Source organism: Micromonospora coerulea (genome assembly GCF_016598485.1).
Classification (GTDB): domain Bacteria; phylum Actinomycetota; class Actinomycetes; order Mycobacteriales; family Micromonosporaceae; genus Micromonospora; species Micromonospora coerulea.
This window is the reverse complement of sequence record NZ_JAEMUW010000025.1, coordinates 1-18,609: the sequence shown is the minus strand read 5'-3', so window position 1 is coordinate 18,609 and position 18,609 is coordinate 1. Positions and strand designations below refer to the sequence as shown.

The 18,609-nt window shown below is 74.6% G+C and carries 19 protein-coding genes; 9 read left to right on the top strand and 10 right to left on the bottom strand.

Annotated features, from left to right (window positions below):
- Nucleotides 1-31: 31 nt before the first annotated feature.
- The gene (locus I8N68_RS26090; RefSeq protein ID WP_200215140.1) at nucleotides 32-1,330 is read right to left on the bottom strand and encodes an NAD(P)/FAD-dependent oxidoreductase; all 1,299 of its coding nucleotides are present in this window, start codon (nucleotides 1,328-1,330) and stop codon (nucleotides 32-34) included.
- A gap of 187 nt (nucleotides 1,331-1,517) precedes the next feature.
- On the opposite strand from I8N68_RS26090, the gene I8N68_RS26085 reads away from it, so the two are divergent.
- From I8N68_RS26085 to I8N68_RS26075, 3 genes are all read left to right on the top strand, one after another.
- Nucleotides 1,518-2,966: a M20/M25/M40 family metallo-hydrolase gene (locus I8N68_RS26085; protein ID WP_200215139.1), complete on the top strand. Its 1,449-nt coding sequence runs from the start codon at nucleotides 1,518-1,520 to the stop codon at nucleotides 2,964-2,966.
- Nucleotides 2,967-3,050: 84 nt separating this feature from the next.
- Nucleotides 3,051-3,665, top strand: a complete 615-nt coding sequence (gene rpsD / locus I8N68_RS26080; protein ID WP_200215138.1) for a 30S ribosomal protein S4 — start codon at nucleotides 3,051-3,053, stop codon at nucleotides 3,663-3,665.
- Nucleotides 3,662-3,823: a hypothetical protein gene (locus I8N68_RS26075; protein WP_200215137.1), complete on the top strand. Its 162-nt coding sequence runs from the start codon at nucleotides 3,662-3,664 to the stop codon at nucleotides 3,821-3,823. Before rpsD ends, I8N68_RS26075 begins: the two co-directional genes overlap by 4 nt.
- 43 nt (nucleotides 3,824-3,866) lie before the next feature.
- Here the strand turns inward: I8N68_RS26075 and I8N68_RS26070 are convergent, their stop codons facing one another.
- Nucleotides 3,867-4,394 (bottom strand): GNAT family N-acetyltransferase, encoded by a 528-nt coding sequence (locus I8N68_RS26070; protein WP_307812979.1) that lies wholly within the window; start codon nucleotides 4,392-4,394, stop codon nucleotides 3,867-3,869.
- A 418-nt stretch (nucleotides 4,395-4,812) separates the two neighbouring features.
- Between I8N68_RS26070 and I8N68_RS26065 the strand changes: the two genes are divergently transcribed.
- The 3 genes from I8N68_RS26065 to I8N68_RS26055 all read left to right on the top strand — a co-directional run bounded on the left by I8N68_RS26065 (nucleotide 4,813) and on the right by I8N68_RS26055 (nucleotide 9,517).
- Nucleotides 4,813-6,042: an MFS transporter gene (locus I8N68_RS26065; protein WP_200215135.1), complete on the top strand. Its 1,230-nt coding sequence runs from the start codon at nucleotides 4,813-4,815 to the stop codon at nucleotides 6,040-6,042.
- Nucleotides 6,043-6,263: 221 nt separating this feature from the next.
- Nucleotides 6,264-7,844 (top strand): glycosyltransferase family 4 protein, encoded by a 1,581-nt coding sequence (locus I8N68_RS26060; protein WP_200215192.1) that lies wholly within the window; start codon nucleotides 6,264-6,266, stop codon nucleotides 7,842-7,844.
- Nucleotides 7,841-9,517 (top strand): glycosyltransferase, encoded by a 1,677-nt coding sequence (locus I8N68_RS26055; RefSeq protein WP_200215134.1) that lies wholly within the window; start codon nucleotides 7,841-7,843, stop codon nucleotides 9,515-9,517. Before I8N68_RS26060 ends, I8N68_RS26055 begins: the two co-directional genes overlap by 4 nt.
- Before the next feature lie 135 nt (nucleotides 9,518-9,652).
- Here I8N68_RS26055 and I8N68_RS26050 read toward each other — a convergent pair whose 3' ends face one another.
- The 4 genes from I8N68_RS26050 to I8N68_RS26035 form a co-directional block, all read right to left on the bottom strand.
- Nucleotides 9,653-9,946 (bottom strand): DUF6510 family protein, encoded by a 294-nt coding sequence (locus I8N68_RS26050; protein ID WP_200215133.1) that lies wholly within the window; start codon nucleotides 9,944-9,946, stop codon nucleotides 9,653-9,655.
- A gap of 16 nt (nucleotides 9,947-9,962) precedes the next feature.
- Nucleotides 9,963-10,724 (bottom strand): ferredoxin reductase, encoded by a 762-nt coding sequence (locus tag I8N68_RS26045; protein WP_200215132.1) that lies wholly within the window; start codon nucleotides 10,722-10,724, stop codon nucleotides 9,963-9,965.
- A 1-nt stretch (nucleotide 10,725) separates the two neighbouring features.
- The gene (locus I8N68_RS26040) at nucleotides 10,726-11,316 is read right to left on the bottom strand and encodes a sulfite oxidase-like oxidoreductase (protein WP_200215191.1); all 591 of its coding nucleotides are present in this window, start codon (nucleotides 11,314-11,316) and stop codon (nucleotides 10,726-10,728) included.
- Between the two features lie 101 nt (nucleotides 11,317-11,417).
- Nucleotides 11,418-12,437 (bottom strand): TerC/Alx family metal homeostasis membrane protein, encoded by a 1,020-nt coding sequence (locus tag I8N68_RS26035; protein WP_200215131.1) that lies wholly within the window; start codon nucleotides 12,435-12,437, stop codon nucleotides 11,418-11,420.
- A 275-nt stretch (nucleotides 12,438-12,712) separates the two neighbouring features.
- Between I8N68_RS26035 and I8N68_RS26030 the strand changes: the two genes are divergently transcribed.
- A complete protein-coding gene (locus I8N68_RS26030) occupies nucleotides 12,713-13,879 on the top strand; it encodes a CaiB/BaiF CoA transferase family protein (RefSeq protein WP_200215130.1) in 1,167 nt (388 codons plus the stop codon).
- 33 nt (nucleotides 13,880-13,912) lie between these two features.
- Here the strand turns inward: I8N68_RS26030 and I8N68_RS26025 are convergent, their stop codons facing one another.
- Nucleotides 13,913-14,323 carry a DUF2267 domain-containing protein gene (locus I8N68_RS26025; protein ID WP_200215129.1) on the bottom strand — a complete coding sequence of 137 codons (411 nt, stop codon included), beginning with the start codon at nucleotides 14,321-14,323 and terminating at the stop codon, nucleotides 13,913-13,915.
- Nucleotides 14,324-14,473: 150 nt separating this feature from the next.
- Between I8N68_RS26025 and I8N68_RS26020 the strand changes: the two genes are divergently transcribed.
- A complete protein-coding gene (locus I8N68_RS26020; protein WP_200215128.1) occupies nucleotides 14,474-14,746 on the top strand; it encodes a DUF2795 domain-containing protein in 273 nt (90 codons plus the stop codon).
- 12 nt (nucleotides 14,747-14,758) lie between these two features.
- Nucleotides 14,759-15,418 (top strand): DUF1345 domain-containing protein, encoded by a 660-nt coding sequence (locus I8N68_RS26015; protein ID WP_200215127.1) that lies wholly within the window; start codon nucleotides 14,759-14,761, stop codon nucleotides 15,416-15,418.
- Nucleotides 15,419-15,647: 229 nt separating this feature from the next.
- Here the strand turns inward: I8N68_RS26015 and I8N68_RS26010 are convergent, their stop codons facing one another.
- Genes I8N68_RS26010 through I8N68_RS26000 form a run of 3 tightly spaced genes read right to left on the bottom strand, consistent with a single transcriptional unit; the run spans nucleotide 15,648 to nucleotide 18,225 of the window.
- Entirely contained in the window at nucleotides 15,648-16,313 is a 666-nt protein-coding gene (locus I8N68_RS26010; RefSeq protein ID WP_200215126.1) for a hypothetical protein, read from the bottom strand.
- A 31-nt stretch (nucleotides 16,314-16,344) separates the two neighbouring features.
- Nucleotides 16,345-17,316, bottom strand: a complete 972-nt coding sequence (locus tag I8N68_RS26005) for a pirin family protein (protein WP_200215125.1) — start codon at nucleotides 17,314-17,316, stop codon at nucleotides 16,345-16,347.
- 15 nt (nucleotides 17,317-17,331) lie between these two features.
- Complete coding sequence (locus I8N68_RS26000) at nucleotides 17,332-18,225, bottom strand: hypothetical protein (RefSeq protein ID WP_234040616.1); 894 nt, start codon at nucleotides 18,223-18,225, stop codon at nucleotides 17,332-17,334.
- Between the last annotated feature and the right edge of the window lie 384 nt (nucleotides 18,226-18,609).

Genomic DNA, 18,609 nt, shown 5'->3' with positions numbered 1-18,609 from the left:
GACCCGCCGCCGGCCGGTGGCTGACCGTGGCTCAGGAGCGGCGCACCATCTCGGGCGACCGGCTCTCCAGCGGTACCGCGTTGGCCGGGACGAGGCCGAGCTGCACCGCCGGCCGGGACTGGGTCGCGTCCAGCACCCAGTCGGCCCCCACCCGGGCCCGGTTGCCCGGCATCGCCAGCAGGTGGTAGCCCCGCGTGACGGCCTTCGCCGGCAGGCCCGACAGCGACACCTTCAGCGGGTTCGCCGCGGCGTCCTTGCCGCCCAGGTCGACCACCCAGCCCAGGTCGTAGTGCCGGTACGGCTTGCGCTTGCCCTGCCCGTACGACGCGGCGATGTTCTGCGCCGCCAGTTTCCCCTGCCGCTGGGCGTGCTGCGCGGTCATCGCGCAGATCTGGCCGGGGCGGGTCAGGTCGGGCACGGCGGCCGCGTCGCCGCAGGCGTACACCTCGGGGTACCCGGGGACGTTGAGATACTCGTCGGTCACCAGGCGGCCCTTCTCGGTGCGCAGCCCCAGCTCGGCCACGAACGGGTCCGGGCGTACCCCGACGCACCAGACCAGGCTGCACGTCGGCACGTACTCGCCGTCGGTCAGCATCACCCCGTCCGGGGTGGCCTCCGACACCGACGTGCCCATCCGCACGTCCACGCCGCGCCGCCGCAGCACCCGGTCGGCGGTGCGCGACATCCGCTCGTCCAGCTCGGGCAGCACCCGGGATGCGATGTCCAGCAGCATCCAGCGTGGCCGAACGGTCAGGTGCGGGCGCTGGGCGACCAGCCGGTCGGTGAAGAGCTGCCCGTGCGCGGCGACCTCGGTGCCGGTGTAGCCGGCGCCCACCACCACGAAGGTGGTCCGGGCCCGCTGCTCGGCCGGGTCCTCGGCCAGCTCGGCCAGCTCGATCTGCCGGACCACGTGGTCGTGCAGGTAGAGCGCCTCCGGCAGGCCGCGGAAGCCGTGCGCGTACTCGGTCGCGCCGGGGATCGGCAGCAGCTTGTTGACGCTGCCGACGGCGAGGACCAGGCGGTCGTACGCCAGTTGGCCCCGGTCGCCCTCCTGCTGCCGGTAGCCGACCCAGCGGTTCTGCAGGTCCACCCGGTCCGCCTCGCCGATCACCACCCGGACCCCGTTGAGCGTGCCGGACAGCGGCACCGAGATCCGGGTCGGCTCGACCACCCCGGCGGCGACCTCGGGCAGCAGCGGCAGGTAGAGGAAGTAGTCGGTCGAGTTCAGCAGGACGATCTCGGCCCGCTCGCCGGCGAGCCGGCTCAACGTCTTCGCCGCGTGGTATCCGGCGAACCCGGCCCCCACGATCACCACACGAGGTTTCGTCATGCCCGCTGCCGTTCCCGTCGACACGCCCGACAAACGTGGCGAAGCCCGCCCGATGGGCGACCCCGGCATGCCGTCACCGAAAGGCGACGGTCACCCGGAGTCGTCACCCGCCGGGTGACCCCGCAGGCGGTCTCATCCACCTCGGACTATATAGACAAATCTCATGCGCTGGGGTGAGGATGCGCTGATGGGAACCCACGAGACCGCCGGAGACCGGCCCACAAGGTCCACCCGGCGCACCTTCCTGACCGCCTCCGCCGCGGCCACCGCCGCCACCATCGCCGTACCGTTCGCGGCCGCGCCGGCCGCCGCCGAGGAAGCCCTGGCGCCACCCGGTCCCGGCCAGCCGGTCCGGCCGCAACCGCCCGACCCGGAGCTGTACGCGCTGCTGGGCGAGGTGGACCGCGACCGGATCGAGGCGACCGTCCGCCGGCTGGCCGCCTTCGGCACCCGGCACACCCTCTCCAGCCAGGACGACCCGGTCCGCGGCATCGGCGCCGCCCGGGACTGGATCTTCGCGCAGCTCTCCGGGTACGCCGCCGCCTCCGGCGGCCGGATGACCGTGGAACTCCAGTCGTACGTCCAGCAGCCCGCCTCCCGCATCCCCACCGCCACCCGGATCACCAACGTGGTGGCCACCCTGCGGGGCGACTCGGCCTCGCAGCGGGCGTACGTGATCACCGGCCACTACGACTCGCGCGCCACAGATGTCATGGACGCGGTCGGCGACGCCCCGGGCGCCGACGACGACGCCTCCGGCGTGGCGGTGCTGATGGAGCTGGCCCGGGTGATGGCCACCCGGCGCACCGAGGCGACCATCCTCTTCGCCGCCGTGGCCGGCGAGGAGCAAGGCCTGTACGGCTCGGCGTACCTGGCCAAGCAGCTCAAGGCGGCCGGCGTCGACGTGCAGGGCATGTTCAGCAACGACATCATCGGTAGCAGCACCGCCGACGACGGCACCCGCGACCCGCGGGCGGTCCGACTCTTCGCCGAGGGGGTGCCCACGGCCGAGACGCCGGCCGAGGCGAGCACCCGGCAGTCGGTGGGCGGCGAGAACGATTCCCCGTCCCGGCAGCTCGCCCGGTTCGTCAGCGACGTCGCCGAGAACGGGGCGACCGGGATGCAGGTACGGGTGATCTACCGGCGGGACCGCTACCTGCGCGGCAGCGACCACATCTCGTTCCTCCGGGAGGGCTGGCCGGCCGGCCGGTTCACCGAGCCGAACGAGGACTTCGCCCACCAGCACCAGGACGTCCGGGTGATCGACGGCGTGCAGTACGGCGACCTGCCGGAGTTCTGCGACTTCGGGTACATCACCCGGGTCGCCCTGGTGAACGGGGCGGCGCTGTGGTCCCTGGCCCAGGCACCGGGCACCCCGAAGGGCGCCACCATCGTCACCACCAACCTCACCAACGACACCACTCTGCGCTGGCAGCGCGGCGACGAGGCGGACCTGGCCGGCTACGAGGTGGTGTGGCGGGAGACCACGGCCGCCGAGTGGCAGAAGGTGATTCCGGTCGGGGACGTCACCGAGGTGACGGTCGACCTGTCCAAGGACAACGTCTTCTTCGGCGTCCGGGCGGTGGACCAGGACGGGCACCGCAGCCCGGTGGCCTTCCCGAAGCCGGGCAGCTGACCGGGCTCACCCGTACCGGGTGGGGTCGCCTCACCCGGGGGCGGCGGAGGGTGGTGGGACCGCGAGTGAGAGGGAGGAAACGACATGGCGGTCCGGACCACGACGGTACGTCCCGCGCCGGAGGACGTCGTCCCGCTGCACCCGGCGCACGGCTACCGGCTGCGGCGGCAGCGGCATCCGGTGGGAGTGCGCGGCGGGCCACGGCGCGCCCCCCGGGGATACCGGTTGGGCGACGCCGAGCGGCACCGCGTCCGCGTCGGCTACGAACTGCGGGAGCGGCAGCTGGTTCGGGCCCTGACGGCGGCCGGCCAGCAGCCTGGTGACGCGGCGGAGAACCTGGTCGGGCAGCTCGAGCAGCGGATGGACGCGCTGGTGCACCGGGCCGGCTTCGCCCGCTCCATCGACGAGGCCCGGGACCTGGTCGCGCACAACACGTTCACCGTCGACGGCGGCAAGGTGAACCGGTCCTCCTACCTGGTCCGCCCGGGACAGACCATCCGGGTACGGCCGGAGCGGCGGTGCCGGCCCCCGGTCGCGGTCGCGGTCGCCGGGTACGCCGAGGGTGACGCCCCGCCGTACCTGGAGGTACGGCCGGAGCGGTTCACCGCGCGGCTGACCCGGGAGCCGCAGCGGCAGGAGGTACCGGTGTTGCGGGACCTCCCCCTCGCCGTCCACCCCGAACGGAGGAGCGGGTCATGAGCATGCCGATTCCGAACGAGCGACGGGTGCCGACGTACCTGCGGCAGAGTGGCCGCCCGGACCTGACGCCCCGGCAGCGGCGGCGCGTCGAGCAGAAACAGGCGCGGCTGGAGCGCCTGACCGGGCAGCGTTCGCAGGCGCGCGGGCCCGGCCGCTGAACCGACAGGTGGCGGCCGCCGCACGGCGGCCGCCACCACGCGGTCAGCCGGGTTCCGGCGCGGTGATCGCCCAGCGCTCGTGGTCCCGCCACGCCCCGTCGATGAACAGGTAGTCCGGGGAGAAACCCTCCAACCGGAAGCCCAGCCGGCGGGCCAGGCGCCTGGACGGCTCGTTGCCCGGCTGGATGTTCGCCTCCAGCCGGTGCAGCCCAAGCCCGGTGAAGGCGTGGTCGAGCACCAGGCCGACGCCCGCGGCGGCGTGCCCCGTCCCGGCGTACGGCAGGAAGGCGGCGTAGCCGAGGTGGCCGCCGCGCAGCGCGCCCAGCATGATGCCGCTGATGGTCGCGTACCCGGCGATCTCCGCGGTGGCCAGGTCGCAGAACAGGTAACCCGAGTTGTCCCGTCCCCGCACCTTGCGCAGGTACGCGGCGTACTTCTCCGGGTCGTCCGGGGCGGCGAGCCACGGGTGGTGCAGGTCCCGGCTGCGCCGGGCGGCGGCGGTGAACTCGCCCTCGTCGGCGGCGCGCGGGCGGCGGATCCCCACCCGCCCGTCGGTGCGCAGGTATCTCACGTGGCCACACTCCCGCCCACCGGCCGACCCGATGTCCAACCGGGGTCGCAGACCGGGCCGCCAGTCTCTAACGTGGGCCCGGACGACAGGAGGTCGATCATGGGTATGGCTCTTCTCGGCACGGTGCTGGCTCCCGCTTCGCCGCTGGGGACCACGGTGTCCTGACCCTAGCCAGGCGGCGTCCGTCGCCGCCCGGCCGACCGGTCCCGCCAACCGCCGGCCCCGCCGAAAGCGGGATCGTCCGCTCGACACCGCCCCTCACCGCGAAGCGATCAGGTGACCCGCCCCCGCGCGGGTCCTTCGTCATGGCGTGATCACGCCAACCCACATCGCTTCCGAGGGAGTTCCTCGTGTTTCCGGACAACCCGTCCGGGCGCCCCGTCGCGCCCGGACGTCACACCCCTGCCCGGTGGTCGGCATGACCGCCACCGTCCCCACCGGCGGGCTCGGCCCGGACTTCCGCCGGCTCTGGACCGCCACCGCGGTCACCAACCTCGGTGACGGCGTCACCATGGTCGCCGGGCCGCTGCTGGTCGCCTCGCTCACCCGGGACCCGGCCGCCGTCGCTGCGGCGGTGCTCGCCCAGCAGTTGCCGTGGCTGCTCTTCGCCCTGGTCAGCGGGGCTCTCGTCGACCGGCTCGACCGACGCCGGCTGATCGTCGGGGTCAACGTCGGCCGGGGCCTGGTGCTGGCCGCGCTCGCCGTCGCGGTGCTCGCCGGGTGGGCCACCGTGCCGTTGATCTGCCTGGCGTTCTTCCTCACCGGGGTCGGGGAGACGCTGGCCGACACGGCCGCCGGGGCGCTGCTGCCCTCGGTGGTCCCGCCGGAGCGGCTGGAGCAGGCCAACAGCCGGCTCTTCGCCACCTTCGTGGTCGGCAACCAGTTCGCGGCCAAACCGCTCGGGGCGTACCTCTTCGTGCTCGCCGCGGCGGCGCCGTTCGCCTTCGACGCGGCCACCTTCGGGCTGGCCGCGCTGCTGCTGGCGCTGCTGCGCTGGCGTCCGGTGCCGCCGCCGGCGCCGGAGCCGGCGGCCGGCGACCGGCGCCGGTCGCTGCGGGCCGACATCGCCGCCGGGGTACGCGCGCTCTGGGGCGTGCCGGTGCTCCGGGCCCTCGCGGGCTGCATCGCGGTGATGAACGTGGCGTTCTGCGCGGCGTTCGCGGCGTTCGTGCTCTACGCCCGGCAGCGGCTCGGCCTCACCGAGATCGGGTACGGGGTACTGCTGACCGCCGCCGCGCTCGGCGGGCTGGCCGGCACCGCCCTGGCGCCCCGGCTACGGGCCCGGTTCGGCACCCCGGCGCTGCTGCGGGTCGGGCTGCTCGTCGAGGTCGGGCTCCAGGTCGTGCTCGCCACCACCCGGCGACCCTGGGTGGCCGGAGCGGCGCTGGCCGTCTGGGGCGTGCACACCATGGTCTGGGGCGTGCTGGTCGTGTCGCTGCGGCAGCGGCTCGTGCCGGACCGGCTGCGTGGCCGGGTGAACGGCGCGTACGCCCTGGCCGACCTCGGCGGGGCGGCCGTCGGCACGGCTACCGGCGGCCTGATCGCCCAGGCGACGGGGAGCGTCGTCGCGCCGTTCTGGCTGGCGGGCGCGGCGATGGCGCTGCTCACCGCGCTGGTCTGGCGACGGCTCGCCGCCGCCGCCGGCTGACCGGCGCCGTCGGCGGGGAGGCGCGGCCGGCCTCCCCGCCGATGGCCACTGGGTCACATCACAACTGCCGCCTGACGGTCGCCTGGACGTCATGTCCAGGTCGCCGCTGCGACGACTGGCTCCACCAGCGTGGGTCGCGCCGGAGACGCCGGCCGACCAGCGGAGGACCAGCAGTGGGACAGGACGAGACGACGGCCGGGCCGCGCCACGGCCGGATCGTCATGCTCGTCGACAACAAGGTCGAGGGCGACTCCCGGGTGCAGAAGATCGCCCGCTCGGCCGCCGAGGCGGGCTGGGACGTCACGCTGCTCGGCCGGTCGCCGGACGAGGTGGAACGCCGCTGGCAGCTCGGCGCCGCCGAGGTGCGGCTGCTGCCGATGCCGAACCTGCTGGGCCGGCGCCGGCACGAATTCCGCCGCTCCTGGCTGCGCTGGCCGCTGGCGTACCGGCCGGGCGGCATCGCGGAGCACCGGGCGCAGTGGGTACGGGCCTGGCAGGCCGACCTGACCGTCCGCGCCGCGCTGCTGGAGCAGCGGGCCCGCGCCGGCGAGCTGGACCCCGGCCGGCTGCGCCGGGCCCGCCGAGGACTGCGGCTGCGGGCCACGGCGGCCCGGCTGCTCGGCCGCTGGGTGTGGCTGCGCACCAAGATGATGAACCGGGCCCGCAGCGGGCGGAGGTTCCGCAACCCCTGGGACCGGGCGTACACCCTGTTCTGGCAGGTCGTGCAGGGCGATCGTGCCTGGCGGCGGCTGGAGCCCGGGCTGTGGGACTACGAGCTGGCCTACGGTCCGGAGGTCGACCGGCTCCGCCCCGACCTCATCCACGCGCACGACTTCCGGATGCTCGGCGTCGGCGCCCGGGCGAAGATCCGCGCCGCCGGGCAGGGGCGCCGGGTGGCGCTGGTCTGGGACGCGCACGAGTTCCTGCCCGGCGTCAAGCCGTGGCGCGACCACGCCCGCTGGCTGCCCGCACACCGGGCCCACGAGCGGGAGTACGCCCGGCACGCCGACGCGGTACTCACCGTCTCCGACGATCTCGCCGAGCTGCTGCGCCGGGAGCACCGGCTGCCCGCGCCGCCGGCCGTACTGCTCAACGCCCCCGCCGCGGAGCACCGCCCGGCCGACGACGCGCACCCGCCGGACATCCGCGTCGAGTGCGGCCTCGGCCCGGACGTGCCACTGCTGGTCTACAGCGGCGCCGCCGCGCCGCAGCGGGGCCTGGACATGCTCGTCGACGCGCTGCCCCGGCTGCCCGGCGTGCACGTCGCGCTGGTGGTCAACCCGGCGCTGCGGTACGTCGAGCGGCTCGCCGCCCGGGCCGCCCGGGCCGGGGTGGCCGACCGGCTGCATGTGCTGCCGTACGTGCCGCACTGGCAGGTGGTGCCCTTCCTGTCCGGCGCCGACGTCGGGGTGATCCCGATCCACCACTGGCCCAACCACGAGATCGCGCTGATCACCAAGTTCTTCGAGTACTCGCACGCGCGGCTGCCGCTGGTGGTCAGCGACGTGCGGACCATGGCCGCCACCGTCCGGAAGACCGGCCAGGGCGCGGTGTTCCGGGCCGCCGACGTCGACGACTTCGTCCGCGCGGTCGGCGCCGTGCTCGCCGACCCGGCCCGGCACCGCGCCGCGTACGACCGGCCGGGCCTGCTGGCGAGCTGGACCTGGCGGGCGCAGGCCGACGTGCTGGACGCGGTCTACCGCCGGCTGCTGGCCGATGTCGCACCCCCGCCGGCCGGCGCCCCCGCGACACCCGGCGCCGCCCTGCCCGACCCGCCGACCGCCCAAGGAGCGCTCCGATGACCGCGCCCGACGTCAGCGTCGTCGTCCCCGTCTACAACACCATGCCGTACCTGCGGACCTGCCTGCACTCGCTGCTCACCCAGACCATCGGGCACGGGCGGATGGAGATCGTCGCGGTGGACGACGGCTCCACCGACGGTGGCGGCCGGCTGCTGGACCGGCTGGCGGCCCGGCATCCCGGCACGGTGAAGGTGCTGCACCAGGCCAACTCCGGCGGCCCGGCCGTCCCCTGCAACCGGGGCCTGGAGCTGGCCAGCGGCCGGTACGTCTTCTTCCTCGGCTCCGACGACCACCTCGGCCCGGAGGCGCTGGAACGCCTCGTCGCCGCGGCCGACCGGCACGGCTCGGACGTCGTGCTGGGCAAGGTGGTCGGGGTCAACGGCCGGCACGTCTTCTCCGACGTCTTCGCCGCCGGCAACCAGGTCGAGGTGGACCTGTTCGACTCGGCGCTGCCCTGGTCGCTGGCGAACACGAAGCTGTTCCGGCGGGAGCTGGTCGACCGGCACGGGCTGCGCTTCCCGGAGGACATGCCGGTTCTCAGCGACCAACCGTTCACCCTGTCGGCCTGCTACCGCGCCCGGCGGATCTCGGTGCTCGCCGACTACGACTACTACCACGCGGTACGCCGGCTGAACGCGCGCAACATCACCTATCACAGCCGGGTCGAGGCGCGGCTGGTCAGCGTCGAGCGGCTGTTCGCGTTCGTCGCCGCGCTGCTCCCGGCCGGCCCCGAGCGCGACGCGGTGCTGCGCCGGCACGTCGGGCTGGAGCTGGCCAGCCTGGTCGGCGACGACTTCCGCCGGCTGGACCGGGCCGACCAGGAACGGGTGCACGCCGTGGTGCGCCGGCTGGTCGACCGGCACGTCACCGACGGGCTGCGGGACCGGCTCGACATCGAGGCGCGGCTGCGGCTCGGCGCGGTGACCGCCGGCGGCGTGGCCGACCTGCTCGCGGTGATCGACCAGGACGCCGAGCGCGGCGTGCCGCCGACCGTGGTCGAGGACGGCCGGTGGCACGCGGGCTACCCGGGCGCCCGCGCCGGCGGCTGGGCCGACGTCACCGGCGTCCGGGCCGACTGGCTGGCCAAGCTCGACGCCGTCGAGGTGACCTGGGAGGGCGGGCACACCCTGGCGGTGACCACCCGCAGCCCGTACCGGCGCTTCGCCGCCGAGGCCGGTCCGGTCCGGCTGGTCGCCGGGCAGCTCGCCGGCACCACCCTGCTGGACGCCACCGACTCCACCGGCCGGACCGTCCGCACGGACTTTCCGGTGGACCGGCTCCTGGCCACCAGCGCGGCCACCGGCCAGCGGCACCCGGTCCGCGCGGAGCTGGCCGGCCCCCACGGCCGGGGCAGCGCCGCGGTCCGCGCGCCCAGACTCGCCGCCGGCCGGCCGCGCCTGCTCCGCCACGGCCTGCGCCTGTACGGGGTCGGCGCCACCGTCGACCCGCGCAGCGGGCAGTTGGTCCTCTCCGTGGTCCCGCTGACCGTCGGGCAGCTGGTCAGCCGACTGGGCCGGCGCCTGCGCCGGGCCCGCCCGGTCGCCGCGCCGCCGGTCCGTCCCACCGCGCCGGCGATCCCGCCGCCCGGTACCCCGACGGTCGCCGTGGCCGGGGCGGGCAACCACGCCGAGCCCTCGCTGGCCGACGCCGTGCAGCTCACCGCAACGCCCTGACCCGCAGCTCACCGTCACGCCCTGACCAGAGCCTGGAGCAGAGCCGCACCGGATCGCCCACCCGGCGGCCGCCCCGCCCGTTCGGCGCCCACGTCGCCGGCCCGGAGTCGTTCGGCCGGCCCGCGACGCGGGCGGTCAGAGCGGACGCGGGTAGGGCTGGTCCATCGGCAGCGGCACCTGGAGGTAGGTGCTGCCGCGCAGGTCGAGCCAGGCCCGGTCGGGCGCCCGGACCAGGCGCAGCATGACCTCGCTGCACGCCGGGCAGCGGCCGATCAGACCCGGAGCGTGCGAGAAGACGTGCAGCCCGGCCATCGGGCCGACCGTCCCGCACGACTCGCACCGGCCGGTGGCCCCGCTCAGGTCCACGGCGAACAGCTCGCGCAGCGGCCCGTCGAGCATGTTGCCGTCCAGGTAGGACATGTCGGTCATCAGGTCTCCTCGCCGTTCAGCCGGTCGGGCCGAAGCGTTCGGTCTTCACCCGCCGCGTCTGGTGGCCCAGCCCGACTAGCAGGTCCGCCACCGTCTCCACGAAGCCGGTCGGCCCGCAGACGTAGCAGAGCGGCTCCAGGTCGGGCGGCCAGCCGTGGGTGTTCACATCGGCCAGGCCGATCCGGTGCGGCTCGCCCCGCCAGCCCTCGGGCGCCTCCCGGGTGTAGACCAGCGCCACGTCCAGGCCCAGGTCGTCGCGGGCCCGGCGGCGCAGCTCGTCGGCGTAGATGACGTCGTTCGGGGTGCGCACCGAGTAGATCAGCCGGAACGGCACCCGGCTGCCCGCCGCGCGGCGGGCCCGGATCATGGCCATCAGCGGCACCACCCCGGAGCCGCCGCCCACCAGCAGCACCGGCGCGGTCTCCTCGGTACGCCAGATGAACCAACCGCCGACCGGGCCGCGCACCTCCACCGGGTCGCCCTCGGCGTACACGTCGATCAGGTACGGGGAGACCTCTCCATCGGCCACCCGCTGCACGGTCAGCGCGATCTGGTCACCCTCGGCGGGCCTGGCCAGCGAGTACGAGCGGGCCGCCTGGTAGCCGTCCGGGGCGGTGAGCCGGACGTCGACGTGCTGCCCGGCGAGGTGGCCCGGCCAGCCGGGCACCTCCAGGACGAGGGTCTGCGCGGTGGGCGTCTCGACGCGGCGCTCCACCAGCCGGCCCACCCGCCAGGTCAGCGGCGCGGCCACCCGGTTGCCGGTCGTCGTTGCGGCCACCTCAGTCGCCCTGGTATCGCTGCTCGCGCCACGGGTCGCCGTAGTCGTGGTAGCCGGCGGTCTCCCAGAAGCCCGGCTTGTCGTCGACCAGCAGCCGGATGCCGCGCACCCACTTGGCCGACTTCCAGAGGTAGAGGTGCGGGACCAGCAGCCGCGCCGGGCCGCCGTGCTCGGCCGGCAGCGGTCCGCCGTCGTAGCCGTGCGCCACCCAGGCCCGGCCGCCCCGTAGGTCGTCCAGCGGCAGGTTGGTCGTGTAGCCGCCGTACGAGTGGACCAGCGCGTACCGGGCGGCGGTGTCGATCCCCTCCAGCAGGGTGTCCAGCGACACGCCCTGCCAGTTGGTGCCGAGCTTGGACCACCGGGTGACGCAGTGCAGGTCCACAGTGGGCGCCTCCTGCGGCAGGCCCATCAGCTCGTTCCACGACCAGCGGTACTCGGCGCCACCTTCGGCGCTGACGACGAACTCCCAGGTGTCCAGCGGCACCCGCGGCGTCGGGCCGGCGGAGAGCACCGGAAAATCCTCGGTCAGATACTGGCCCGGCGGCAGGGCCGGTTCGGCCGAGCGCGGCCGACCCTGAAAGCCCGGCGACACAATTCCCACCCGACAGTCGTACCACCTCGGGGTGGGGTCGGACACCACGATCGGCCAGACCCGCCGCGGTGGGTGACCCACCGCGGCGGCCGGGACCCGAGTCAGTGCCGATCCGCGACGACGGCGGTGGCGTCGGACTCGCGGTCGCGGGTGGCGCGCAGGCTGGTCAGGGTCACCACCACCAGGACGCCGATGATCACGCCGAGCGAGGCGAGGGTCGGGATCTCCGGTACACCCGTCCAGATGCCGTGCGCCCAGTGCAGGCCCAGCTTCACGCCGATGAAGGCGAGGATGATGGCCAGGCCGTAGCTGAGGTGCACCAGCCGGCTGAGCGCGGCGTGCAGCACGAAGTACAGCGCCCGCAGGCCGAGCAGGGCGAACGCGTTGGTGGCGAAGACCAGGTACGGGTCCTCGGTGATGCCGTAGACGGCGGGCACCGAGTCGACGGCGAAGACGATGTCGGTGGCGAGCACCGCCACCACGACCAGGGCGAGCGGGGTGAGCGCGCGCCTGCCCTGCTGCCGAATTGTCATCCTGGTGCCGTGGTACTCGTCGACCACCGGCATGAACCGGCGCAGCAGCCGCACCGACCGCATCTTGTTGATGTCGACCTCCTGCTCGTGCCCGGACAGGGCGTCGCGCAGCAGCTTGACCGCGGTGGCGATCAGGATGAGGCCGAACAGCAGGAAGGCGAAGTCGAGGGTCTGCAGGGCGGCGGCGCCGAGCGCGATGAAGATCGCGCGGAGCACCAGCGCGCCGGCGATGCCGTAGAGCAGCACCCGCTGGGCGAGCACGGCCGGGACCGCGAAGGCGGCCAGCAGCAGCATGAACACGAAGAGGTTGTCGACCGAGAGCGACTTCTCGACCAGGTAACCGGTCAGGTACTGGACGCCCAGCTCGGAGCCCCAGCGGGACCAGATCCAGCCGCCGAACGCCAGCGGCAGGGCGAGGTAGAACGCCGACCAGCCGAGCGCCTCCCGCAGCGACACCTCGTGCGGGCGGCGGGTGACCAGGAAGTCCAGGACCAGCAGGGCGAGCACCCCGCCGATGGTGATTCCCCACAGCGTGGGGGTGCCGACCGACGACAGCTCGACCGCGGACAGGTATGACACGTCGGTCATGGGGCCTCCTCGAACACCGTGACATGTTCGAGGTCTCCTTCACCCACGCTTTCCGTGGGCAACCACCCGAGGCGCGCCCGGGGCGCGCCGTACTGACCGGAATGATTCGTGGGAAGTACTCCCCTCGTGGCGTCAAGGTTAGGGCAGGCTCAACCGTCCGCCAAGCCGGCCGCGCCACCCCAGGTCAGCTGGTTGCCCTGGTCAACCGCTGTGCGGTGACCCGGCGACGGCCCCGGGGGGCGACGGGGTGGGCTGCCGACGCCTATCGTGGCCCGATGACCGACGACGCCCCGCACGCCCCGGTCGGACCCCTCGCCGGCGTCCGGGTGATCGAGCTGGCCGGCATCGGGCCTGGCCCGTTCGCCGCGATGATGCTGGCCGACCTCGGCGCCGACGTGATCCGGGTGGACCGGACCGCGCCCGCCGGGTTCGGCAGCCTGCCCGGGGACCTGCTCAACCGCAACCGCCGTTCGCTGGCCGTGGACCTCAAGTCCCCCGCCGGCCGGGAGGTGGTGCTGGCCCTGGTCGAGCGGGCGGACGCGCTGCTGGAGGGCTTCCGCCCGGGGGTCGCCGAACGGCTCGGGCTCGGCCCCGACGACTGCCTGGCGGTCAACCCGCGGCTGGTCTACGGCCGGATGACCGGTTGGGGGCAGCAGGGCCCGCTCGCCCCGACCGCCGGGCACGACATCGACTACCTGGCGCTGACCGGCGCGCTGCACGGCATCGGCCGGGCCGGCGAGCGGCCGGTGCCGCCGATGAACCTGCTCGGCGACTTCGGCGGCGGCGGGATGATGCTGGCCCTCGGCGTGCTGGCCGCCCTGCACGCCGTCGGGGGCGGCACACCCGGTCAGGTCGTGGACGCGGCCATCGTGGACGGCGTGTCGGTGCTCGCCACCCAGGTCCACGCGTTGCGCCAGATCGGCATGTGGCAGGACCCGCGCGGGGTGAACCTGCTCGACGGCGGCGCACCCTTCTACGACACGTACGAGTGCGCCGACGGGCGGTATCTCGCCGTCGGCGCGCTGGAGCCGCAGTTCTACGCCGAGCTGGTCCGGCTCACCGGCTTCCCGCTTCCCGGCGACGAGGACCTGGACCGCACCGACCCGGCGAACTGGCCCGCGCTGCGCGCGGCGTGGGGCCGGCTGTTCCGCACCCGGAGCCGGGACGAGTGGGCGCAGCTGCTGGCCGGCTCGGACGCCTGCGCCGCGCCGGTGCTGGACTGGCGCGAGGCGCCGGAGCATCCCCACCTGGCCGCCCGGGGGGTGTTCGTCACCCACGACGGGGTCACCCAGCCGGCGCCGGCGCCGCGCTTCTCCGGCACCCCGACGTCGGTGCGCCGGCCGCCGCCGCAGCCCGGCGAACACACCGACGAATTGCTGGCGGAGGCCGGCTTCGACGCCGAGCGGGTCGCCGCCCTGCGGGCCGAAGGCGCGATCGGCTGACCAGCCGCAGCGGCCCGGCGACGGCGCGGGCGCTCAGCCGCGGCGCAGGGTCGCGCCGGGGGCCAGGACCGGCTCCACCATGTCCCGGTAGTCGCGCGGCAACTGCACGATGACGTCGTCGAACTCGCCACCGCTGATCGCCTCGCGCAGCGTGGTGAAGACCGCCCGGACGGTGTCCCGGGCGGCGTTGGCGTCCACACCGGCCCGCTGGCCGACCCGGGCAATGAACTCGGCCGCGCCGAACCGGTCGGCCGCCTCGAGGCCCGGGGTCGGCTTCAGCACCAGTTGCAGCGGCTTCGGCAGCTGGGCCGCCAGGTCGAGCAACTCACCCCCGGTCAGGCGCTCGGCCAGCGTCTCCAACGTGGCCCGGGTCAGCTCGACGGCCCGCTCCGAGGACGTCCGGGTCCGCTGCGCGACCTGGTCGACGAAGGTGTCGTAGTTCATCGGTGGTACCCCTTCCGGCTCTTCCGCCGCGTACCCGGCGAGCCGGGACGGAAACGGGCGGCGATTTCCGGGTACGGCGCGCGTGACCTGCCGTCGGGCGGGTATCCGCCGCCGGTCGTGACCGCAACCCACGCGCGAGGAGCCCGACCCATGGCGAGTTACACCGACGTCCTCGATTACCTGTCCGCGCTGGACTACCCGGCCGGCAAGGACGACGTCGTCCGGGAGGCCGAACGGGAGGGCGCGCCGCCGGAGGTGCTGAAGGCCCTGCGGGCCCTGCCGCCGGTCGACTACGCCAACGGCAACGAGGTCGCCCGTTCCGCCGGCATCGACGCCGCGCCAGAGGTCAGCCGCGCGCAGCGGGCGGCGCAGGCCCGCGACACGCGCCACCAGCGGGTCTCGCAGCACCTGCGCGGCATCTGACCGCCGCCGCCGGTGCGGCGCGCAGGCAGCCAGCCGCACGGGCACACCCCGGCGGCCCTCCAGCTCCTCGTGATGGGGCTGGTCGGGGCGGTCTTCGGTGGACTGTTCGCGACCCTGGTCTCGCCGACGGTCGGCCCGCTGGTGGGCTGGGACGCCGCCGCGCTGACCTGGCTGATCCTGCTCTGGCGTCGGCTGTGGCCGCTGGACGCCGACGCCACCGCGCGGCTCGCGGTGCACGAGGACCCGAACCGGGCGATGCGGGACGCGCTGCTGCTGGCCGCGTGCGTCGCCAGCCTCTTCGCGGTCGGGGTGGTGCTGGCCACCGCGCACGCGACCAGACCGGGGCTGTCGCTTGACGCCTACGGCGGGCTGGGCGTGCTCAGCGTGGTGCTCTCCTGGTTCGTGGTGCACACCCTCTTCACCGCCCGGTACGCCCGGCTCTACTACGGCGGCGAGCCGGGCGGCATCGACTTCCACCAGGACGAGCAGCCCTGCTACGCGGACTTCGCCTACCTGGCGTTCACGGTGGGGGCCACATTCCAGGTCTCCGACACCGACTTGTCCAGCGCCGAGATGCGCCGCGCCGTGCTGCGGCACATGCTGTTGTCCTACCTGTTCGGCGCGGTCATCATCGCCGCAACGGTGAACCTGGGGGTCACCCTGGCCAGATAGCAGCTCCCGTGACAGGTCCCGGTGACAGGCGGGCGCCCCGGGTCACGAACCGCGACCTGGGGCGCCACGCAGCACCTGCTTTCGGCGGTTCACGCCCGAACCGGGTCGCGACCACCAGGTGGTGGATGTTCGCCCGAACCGGGCGGGCATCGCTGCCACGATCATCATACGATGCGACATCAGCCTTTCGGGTGACTATCACGGAACTGTGGCCCGCGGCACGTCCCGGTCAGCCGGTCAGCTCCGCGTACCGCTTCTCCAGGTCCACCCGGGCCAGCGCCCCGACCAGCCAGGCCAGCCGCTCCGACTCGCCGCTGCCGGCCAGGTTGGCCAAGTCGTCGGCGGAACGGCCCAGGCCCAGACGGCGCGCGGCCACGAGGGCCCGGCGGTCGGCCACCGGCGCCACCTCCCGCCACACGGCCTGCGCCTCCCGCAGGAACAGGTCGGCCACCTCGTCGTCCACTCCAGGCAGGGCGGTGAGCAGCCGCCGTTCCCGGGCCGGATCCTGGTGCGCCTCCGTCCGCAACCGTCGCAGGTCGCCCCGGTAGCGGTCCACCAGGGTACGGGCGAGGTCGCCCAGCACGTCGGCGAGCTGGTCCACGTCGCCGCGCTGGCCGTGGGCGCGCAGCACCCGCACCCGGTCGGCGTGCAGCGACCGGGCCAGCCGGGCGGCGCTGTCCCAACCGGAGTCGCGGAGCGCCACGGCCGACTCCACCGCCCGGCGGAAATCCCCCCGCCGGGACAGCAGGACGGACAGACCGAGCACCTGGAACAGGCTGGACGGATTGTTGATGACCCGGAAGCCATACTGTTCGGCGAAGCCACGACCGTCCCCGGCGAGCCGGCGAACGAGCCGCTTCTTGTCCTCGATGCTGGAGATCGCACTGGTCGGCATGCCCGCGTCTACCCGCGCCGGAGCCGCCCAATCAGCCGAGCGTGGTGCCCCGACGGTCGCGCGCCTTCAACCGGGTGGTGGGCAGCGCCGGGGCCGGCAGCGGCGGCGCCGGGTCGTCGGCCACCGCGCCGAACCGCCGGCCGGCCATCCAGTCCTCCCGGGCGGCGGCGACCTCCTCGTGCGAGCGGCCCACGAAGTTCCACCACATCACCAGGGGCTCCTCGAACGGCGCGCCGCCGAGCAGCAGCAGCCGGCTGCCCGGCGCCGCCCGCACGGTCAGCGCGTCCCGGCCGGCGCCCACGTACAGCAGCGCGCCCGGCGCGAACGCCACCCCGTCCGCCTCGGCGGAGCCGGACATGGCCAGCAGCCCGTACTCGAAGTCGCGGCGCAGCGGCAGCGTCGCCGGCGCCGGACCGCCGACCTCGAGCTGCGCGCCGAGCAGCGGGGTGTGCACCACCGCCGGGGATTCCTCGCCGCCGAACTCGCCCACGAGCAGGGTGACGTCCAGGTCGCCGTCGCGCCAGCGGGGCAGGTCCGCGTGATGCGCGAAGTCGGCCGCGCCGGCTCGCGCCGGGTCGGGCAGCGCCACCCACAGCTGCACGCCGTGCATGACCGGCGGATGCTGCGCCGGTGAGCGCTCGGAGTGAGCGATGCCGTGGCCGGAGGTCATCACGTTCAACTGGCCGGGCCGGATCGGCTGCACGTTGCCCAGGCTGTCCCGGTGCAGGATCTCGCCGTCCACCAGCCAGGTCACCGTCTGCAGGCCGGTGTGCGGGTGCGGCGGCACCTCCATGCCGGGCCGCTCCGCCACGTCCTCCGGTCCGAAATGGTCGACGAAGCACCAGGCCCCGACGAGCCGGCGCTGCCGCTGCGGCAGCAGCCGCCGCACGGTCGTGTAGCGCCCCAGCGGCACGTCGTGGCCCGGCAGCAGCACGCTGCCGGGATCCGCGGGGGCTACGCCAGGTGGCAGGGTCTGCGCCGGCAAGGATTCGGTACGGTCCACCGCCCGACTGTACGCTCAGCCCTCCGCGACGGTCACCGTGTTCGCCCCGGCCACCAGGTCGACGTAGAGCCGGCCGGCGGCCCGGTCCCAGGTGGGTGAGCTGACCAACTCGCCGGCCGCCACCCCGTCCCGGCGCTGCAGGTAGACCGCGACGGAACCGGCGCCGGCGCCCGCGCGGACCCGGACCGGCACCGCGTCGGGTACCCGGATGCTGAGCTGGCTGACCCCGCCGGTCATCCGCACCGTCAACGCTCCGGCGAGGCGGGGCAGCAGCAGCTCGGTGCGGGACGAGCCGCCGGTCAGCTCGACCCCGGCCAACCGGCCCGCGCCGAGGTCGAGCAGTTGGTCGCTGACCGCACCCACCAGGCGCAGCCGCCACTCGACGCGGGAGTTGAGCTGCACCTGCACGGCCGCCGGACCGCGTCGCCCGTTCTCCTCGGCCCGCAACCGCACCCGATCGCCGCGCACCTCCGCGCGGGGCGTCACGCCCCCGTCGGCCGGCACCTCGATCCGGTACAGCTCGTCGCCCAGGTCGGCCGCGCGCAGGCCGAACATGGCCAGCGCGTCCACCAGCTCGAAGGTCGCGCGGCGCCGACCGGCCAGCGGCGCGGTCGCGGTCTGCGCGGCGGCCGCCTCCGCCGCGCCGACCCCACCCGGGTCGGTGGCCGGCCAGCGGGCTGGCGGCTCCGCTCCGGAGAAGGCGAAGCCCAGCCGGGCCGGATGGGACAGCGTCGCCATCACCGCGACGACGCCGAGGGCCACCACCAGCACGGCGGCGACGCTCAGCAGCCGGACCGGACCAGGCCAGGACCAGCGCCGGGGCGGGACGGCATCGGGATCGCCGGACACCTCGGTCGTCGGCTCCAGCGGTCGGTCCCCGGCCGTCGTTCCGTCCCCGGCTGCGGCCATGCTGATCCCCTCTCCCGGTCCCCTCCGGCAGTACGTGCCCAGGGGGCGGTGCGGTTCACCGCTGGTTTTTGCGGGTTGCTGTTGGGGGCTCGGTGGTTGCTGTTGGGGGCTGGGGGCGACCGTCCCCGGCTTCGGGCGGTCAGGCTTGATCCCTGCGCCGGGGACGGTCGCCCCCAGCCCCGACCTTGGTCACGGTCCGCCCGGACGTCACCGTCTCTTCGTGGGTACGTGGAAACGCCGCTGGCCGGCACCCCTGTCTCGGGGTGCCGGCCAGCGGCGTGTTGCTTATTAGGTCAGTTGTTCCAGTGCTGGGCGACGAGGTCGGCGGCCTGCTGCTCCCACTGGGCGTAGGCGTCCGGGTAGGCCGAGACCTGCACGGTCTGG